Raw genomic sequence first — 6,421 nt, 5'->3', positions numbered from 1 at the left:
ATTTCTGTAGCGACAGCACAACAAAACGGACCTTTTAGATGATAGTCAACAAGCGACAGCTTGCGGATATTCTCGGAACCACTGAAGAAACGCTGACTCAGTGGGCAAAACAGGGTATGCCGATCCTGCTTAAAAGATTGGGCAGGGAGGGCAATCAATACGAAACGGCGGCTGTTATTTCTTGGCTGGATGCTCGCCAAAAATCAGATGAACCCCCTACCGACTACGATACGGAGCGGACGCGAAAGGTAAAGCTGGAGGCCGATATTCTTGCCTTGGAGAAAGCACAACTCGAAGGCCACTTAATCCCCTCCGAGAAGGTAGAAGCATCTTGGATTGGAATGATCTCGGCTTTCCGGGCTAAGATGATAGCAATTCCCTACAAATACGCGCCACTGGTTGCCGGAAAGTCGTTTATTGAGGTCGAAACGCTACTTACAGACGCAATCCATGCCGCGCTAGAAGAACTCTACAATGACGATGACGTGGGAAACTGCATTAAATCGGACCTCGAAAGCGGCTCTCAAGGCGATCAAGCCACCGCCGAAACTGACGGTGAGCGGGTGGGCGAATCAATACCTACAACTGAGTGCTGAGGATAGCGCCGAGCCGGGCCAGTTCTCCACGGATCGCGCCCCATACCAAAAAGGCATCATGGACGCGGTATCCGAAAAGGGAATCCATACCGTCGTCGTCAAAAGCAGCGCCCAAATCGGGAAAACCGCGATTCTGAAAGCGATTATCGGCTTTCATGTCGATCAAGACCCAGCGCCTATCCTCATGCTCCAACCCACTGAGCACATGGCTGAGGCTTTCTCGAAAGACCGTCTTGCGCCGATGATTCGGGACACGCCAGCACTCAAAGACAAGATAGCCGACCCGCGCGCGCGTGATTCTGGAAACTCCATCCTGCATAAGCGATTCTCAGGCGGACACCTTACTTTAGCCGGGTCGAATTCCCCTGCTGGACTTGCTAGTCGCCCGATTCGCATTGTGTTGTGCGACGAAGTAGACCGCTACCCCGCGAGTGCTGGCAGCGAAGGCGATCCAGTGAATCTGGCAATCAAGAGAACGGCGACGTTCTGGAACCGCCGGATTGTCCTGACTTCAACGCCAACGATTAAAGGCGCGTCTCGTATTGACATGGCGTATGAGAATAGCGATCAACGCCATTTTTACGTGCCTTGCCCGCATTGCAATACCTTCCACATGCTCAAGTGGGATAATTGCCGATGGCCTCCCGGTGAGCCGGATCGAGCGATAATGGTGTGCCCGGAATGCGCTGTCGAAATCGAGGAAAGCCACAAGCCGCGACTGCTGGCAACGGGGGAATGGCGCGCGGATATGCCGTGTAAAGGTATCGCCGGGTTTCATATCAACGAACTTTATAGCCCGTGGCGCAAATGGGCTGACATTGCGAGAGATTTTCTATTTGCAAAGCAAGACCCGCAATTGCTCAAGACTTGGGTGAATACCAGTCTCGGCGAATCGTGGGAGGAAGACGCGGAAAAGGCCGATCCAGATTCATTGATGGGGCGTCGCGAACACTACGGAAAGGATCAAATACCAGAAAGAATCCTGTATTTGACCGCTGGCGTGGACGTGCAAGGGGACCGCCTGGAGGCTGAGATTGTCGGCTGGCGGGCATCATCACGGGATGAATCGCCGGAGTCGTGGGGCATTGAATATCGAATATTTCATGGCGACCCAGCAAAGAATGAAGTGTGGGATGACCTCGATGAATTCCTGCTAGGAATTTACAAGACCGAATCAGGCCGGAAATTGCGCGTGATGGCCGGTTGCGTGGATTCTGGCGGGCATCATACCGCGCAAGTCTACGCATTTTGCGGCGCGCGGATTGGCCGGCATATCTACCCAACAAAAGGAATGCCGGGAGCCAAGCCGATCTGGACTCCAAAAGCCGCAAAGAGTAAAAAATACAATGCGAATGTCTGGCACGTTGGCGCTGATTCCGGCAAAGATGCGTGGTATGCACGGCTCAAGATTAAGGAGGCGGGTCCGGGCTATTGCCATTTCCCTCTAGATTATGATAAACACTATTTTGAAATGCTGACTGCTGAACAAGTCAGAACGAAGTATATTAAGGGCCGGCCCATTCGAGAATGGTTTCTGCCTGCAAACAGAAGGAATGAAGCGCTTGATATTCGCGTTTTGGCGCTGGCTGCTTTACTGGCAAGACCTATTGATTGGACCGCGATCGATCATTCTCGGCCTATTCATTCCGCTCCTGCTCCCAAAGCCACAATCCGCACTGGCAACAGTTCATTCATCCGCAGACAAACAGGCACTCCATGGATAAGATGAAATGGCATCATCCGACCGGAAACACCCCTAAAACCGTTGCGCTGGTTGCTTTAGGGCAGTCGCGCGACGTTTATGCAGGCGCATGGCTTCAGCATGACTTATCTGAAGCAGTGACAACCTGTGATGAGATTTGGACATTGAACCGTGGCGTCAATGTCTTTAACCACGATTTGTTGTTTGTGATGGACCACATTCAAGGCGAAGCGGATAAGTTCCCGCGTTACGGCGCTAGCCTTTGGAAGCACAACAAGCCGATCATCACAAGCGACAACTCGGACGGCTGGCCAAATCACGTCTATCGGTATCCGTTGAACGAAATTTGGGACTGGTTGCGAAAGAACATCCAGCCGCAACACTCGAATTGGTGGCACAACTCGCTTGCCTATATCGTGGTCTACGCGGCTTTCATCGGTGTCAAGGAACTGCGGGTATTCGGCGCGGATTATTCAGACCATAAGAACGGCGCGGTTGAGGATGGCCATGTGAATGTCGCCTATTGGGTAGGCGTGATGGAGCGCGCGGGTCTTGTGTGCATGGCTCCCGAACAATCTGGGTTTCTCGGCATCAATCAGCGCGGGTTCGTTTACGGGTACAAAGACAACCCACTGGTTATTCCAGCCAATCGCGCGCGCTTCCGGGCGATGACGGGACAAGGCGGGACCGAAGAAACCACGGCGCTCCTATCTGGCGAGCGTCAAGTGGCTGAGACGCTGGAAGAGATACAGCCGGATCATCGATACCGCTATGCTTTTGCAGCCAGCAAAGTTCACGGCGTGGTTATCGATTGCGGGTCTGGCATCGGCTACGGTAGCTATATCATGGCACAACAGCCGGGAGTTGATACTATTTATGCGCTTGAGCATAGCCGACGTACCCAACGAAAATGTGGTGCCGTATTCACCGGAAACCGCGCCGTTTCATCAGCGGCATTACACCTCTTTCCAGTTGCAAGCGCTTTTGCTGGCATCCGATTGGAAACCGCTGAAAGTTTGGGGCCAGCACGGGCCGATGTCGGATGTTGTGGAGTTTGACGAAAACTGCCGAACCATCATTATCGAGGCCGAACGATGGCGCGATTCATCGAATACCAACAGCACCGCTGGCGATTCACAGACCTAGCTCGATCCCATCACATTAGCCCTGGTGCGCTCTACCATCGGTTAGAGCGTTTCGGGGAGACTGCAACGGGTATCGCCCGCGCCTTGGCTACAGGGATTATGTCCAGGGAGCAAGCCGGAAAGCGCGGAAAAGAGAATAATCACTTTTATTGCAATCGCGGGTATTGCAAAGATTAATCCGATTTCCTATATTGTAATCGCGCTATATTCGGCGCTTACAGAAAGGTAATGTAATGGATTTGACGATGGCAACAACTGATGAACTACTGGTTCAGGCAAAAGAAATCGAGGCCGAGCTATTGAAGCGTCTCGATGAAGAGCTTGCAAAGCTCGATGCTCGCCGCGCCGAACTGATGGCGATGAAGCCGCCCGCGAAGCAGGAAGAGCCGGCGAAGAAAAAGCGCGGCCAATCTACTCTTCCGCCAAAGTATCGCAATCCAAGCGACCCTACGCAGACATGGACCGGTCGCGGCAAAGCGCCGGCATGGATGGCTGGGCTCGATCGTGAAAGCTGCTTGATTCCGATGGAGGGCTAAGACATGTTTCTTGGACAGCATTCCATTGCTACTGAAAATACGATCATGGGCGACGCGCCGATTCCCATCGAGCGCCGGCTGATCCTGCCGACGCTGGACGGCATGAGTTTCGGCGATCTTCGGTATATCGCCGATTCCATTGCCGAATATGCCGGTGAGGTCCAAGTGGCGTTGGAGCAGAGGCGCGAAGAGCGCATCGAGGAACTGAAGGCCCAAGTTGAAGCCGACAAGGCCAGAGCGGCGGCAACGGAAGCCGAACTCGCCGCGTTACAACCGCAACCGGCCAAGGTTGCCAACCCTTCGACGCCGAAGTACCGGGACCCGGCGAAGCCGGAGAACACCTGGGCCGGGCGCGGGAAGATGCCTGGATGGCTGAAGAAGAAACAGGAAGAAGGCGCAAGCCTTGAGGATTTTCTGGTGGACAAGCCGACTGTGCCGAGTTCGACTGACGATCCGGGGTTTTGAGCATGGAGCGCAAAAAGAACGAATCTAAAGAGTCGTACCATGCCAGGCTGAAAGCCGATCAAGTGTCAGCTAAGCATCGCGCAAAAGGCCGTGTGGTTTGGGATTCCAGAAATCAAGGAACCTACGTTAGAGCCAAACATGGCCCGCTTCGCTGAATCCAACTGCATATCCAGACCCGCCCCATGGCGGGTTTTTTGATGCTTGACATTCCATTTTTTTGTGTTGTAAGCATGGAATGTCAATATTTACCGGTATCCCCGTAGCAACCTTGCAAACGTGGCTGAGCGATGCTCAGACCGCGATGCAGGAACTTGCCATCGGCAAGCGCGCGGTCACAATTGCGACCGGCGACAAGCGCCTATCGTTCTCCCCAGCAGAACTCCCCCGACTCAAAGCCTATATCGGGCAACTCCAAGCGGCCATCGCTGAGGCCACGGGATCGGCAACTGGGAAGCCCTACGCGGTGGCGACATGGACGCGCTAACCCGTCTGATTGCCTACGTTGCGCCGTCCTGGGCGGCTTCCCGGATGCTGGCACTCGGACGGCTGGCCAGCGCAAAACGCTACTACGACGCCGCCACCGCTACCTCTCAGCATCCAAGGCGCGGCAACTCGGCAAGCGCGGATGCTGTCATGGACCGCGCCAAGGGCAACTTGCGCGAGTATGGCCGGTGGCTGGACGAAAACCACGATCTAGCGATTGGCATCCTTGACGATCTGGTAACGAACATCATCGGCGCGGGCGCAGGTATCGAGCCGATGGCCAGAAATGCGCGCACTCGCGATCCGGCGACGGACCTCAATAAGCAGCTTGCCGAGTTGTGGGAAGAGTTTTGGCAATACCCAGAAGTGACCGGCGAACTTCCAGGCAGCGAAATGGAGCGGATTGTCTGTCGCTCTTTTCTTCGGGATGGAGAGGTATTTGCTCAACACGTCAATAAGCCCGTTGCGCCGTACACCAGCCGAATCCCTTATGCGCTGGAATGGCTCGAATCTGATTTTGTGCCCTTCGATCTAACCGACGCATCTCGGCTGATCGTTCACGGCGTGCAAAAAGACGGCTGGGGTCGCGCGATTGGCTATTACGTTCTCAAGCAGCATCCCGGCTCACTGATTCTTCCCGGCTCAAGATTCGATACGGTTTTTCTTCGCGCCGAAAACGTGGTGCACCTTAAATTGGTGAAACGGCTACACCAAACGCGCGGTGTATCTATTTTCCATGGCGTGCTGACCCGGCTGGATGATCTGAAAGATTACGAAGAGAGCGAGCGAATTGCCGCGCGAGTTGCCGCCGCACTCACTGCTTTCATCAAGCGCGATTCGGCGCTATCGGATACCGTCACTACGACTGGCGAAGAGAGCCAAACCGGGAGCCGTTCATTTTCAATGGAACCTGGTTTAATCTTCGACGGATTACAGCCGGGTGAGGATGTCGGCGTTATCGACTCGAAACGCCCGAATCCGAATCTTGAGCTATTCCGCAATTCACAACTGCGGGCCATTGCGTCCGGGACCGGCACGAGATTTTCCAGTATCGCCAAGAACTACAACGGCACGTATTCCGCGCAACGGCAAGAACTGGTTGAGACGGTTGCGCATTATCGCCGTATCTTTGACTACCTTCGCGAGAAATTCTATTTGCCGGTCTGGCGTCGATTTATTGATGCGTCTCGGCTTTCCGGTCTGTTGCGCGTACCGGCCGGCGTTGATGAGATGAGTCTCTATCGTCCTGAAATCCGCCCGCCGCAAATCCCGTGGATCGATCCAAAGAAAGAAATCGAAGCATTTCAAGCCATGGTCGAGGCCGGCTTTAGAAGCAGACAGCAGGTTATTAGAGACTTGGGCGGAGACCCAGCAACGGTTGACGCGCAGCTTATGGCCGACCCGCTGGACGTGCGCCCGCCGCTGGATTCGCAGCCGAAACAGCAAACGCCACAAGAGGCTCCAGTACAGGATCAAGCGGCATGAGTACAAGAG

Annotated in this window: 7 protein-coding genes and 1 pseudogene; 7 read left to right on the top strand and 1 reads right to left on the bottom strand. The window is 54.4% G+C overall.

The features are described from left to right. The first annotated feature begins 38 nt into the window (after positions 1 to 38). A pseudogene (locus IPK79_14065) lies at positions 39 to 596 on the top strand (terminase small subunit). Here IPK79_14065 and IPK79_14060 read toward each other — a convergent pair. Further along, entirely contained in the window at positions 580 to 762 is a 183-nt protein-coding gene (locus tag IPK79_14060) for a hypothetical protein (GenBank protein ID MBK8191559.1), read from the bottom strand. The pseudogene IPK79_14065 and the gene IPK79_14060 sit on opposite strands and share 17 nt — an antisense overlap. 288 nt (positions 763 to 1,050) lie before the next feature. Between IPK79_14060 and IPK79_14055 the strand changes: the two genes are divergently transcribed. From IPK79_14055 to IPK79_14030, 6 genes are all read left to right on the top strand, one after another. Next, entirely contained in the window at positions 1,051 to 2,325 is a 1,275-nt protein-coding gene (locus IPK79_14055; protein ID MBK8191558.1) for a phage terminase large subunit family protein, read from the top strand. After that, a complete protein-coding gene (locus IPK79_14050; protein ID MBK8191557.1) occupies positions 2,313 to 3,356 on the top strand; it encodes a hypothetical protein in 1,044 nt (347 codons plus the stop codon). The genes IPK79_14055 and IPK79_14050 overlap by 13 nt, the downstream gene beginning before the upstream one ends. 320 nt (positions 3,357 to 3,676) lie before the next feature. Then, on the top strand, positions 3,677 to 3,979 hold the full coding sequence (locus IPK79_14045; protein ID MBK8191556.1) for an H-NS histone family protein: 303 nt from the start codon (positions 3,677 to 3,679) through the stop codon (positions 3,977 to 3,979). A gap of 3 nt (positions 3,980 to 3,982) precedes the next feature. After that, entirely contained in the window at positions 3,983 to 4,444 is a 462-nt protein-coding gene (locus IPK79_14040; GenBank protein MBK8191555.1) for an H-NS histone family protein, read from the top strand. A gap of 235 nt (positions 4,445 to 4,679) precedes the next feature. Then, the gene (locus IPK79_14035) at positions 4,680 to 4,928 is read left to right on the top strand and encodes a hypothetical protein (GenBank protein MBK8191554.1); all 249 of its coding nucleotides are present in this window, start codon (positions 4,680 to 4,682) and stop codon (positions 4,926 to 4,928) included. Continuing rightward, entirely contained in the window at positions 4,916 to 6,412 is a 1,497-nt protein-coding gene (locus IPK79_14030) for a phage portal protein (protein MBK8191553.1), read from the top strand. The genes IPK79_14035 and IPK79_14030 overlap by 13 nt, the downstream gene beginning before the upstream one ends. Positions 6,413 to 6,421: the final 9 nt, after the last annotated feature.

The organism is Vampirovibrionales bacterium (genome assembly GCA_016712355.1).
GTDB lineage: Bacteria > Cyanobacteriota > Vampirovibrionia > Vampirovibrionales > Vampirovibrionaceae > JADJRF01.
Note: the sequence above shows the minus strand (reverse complement) of the source record. Positions and strands in the feature narration are given on the sequence as shown.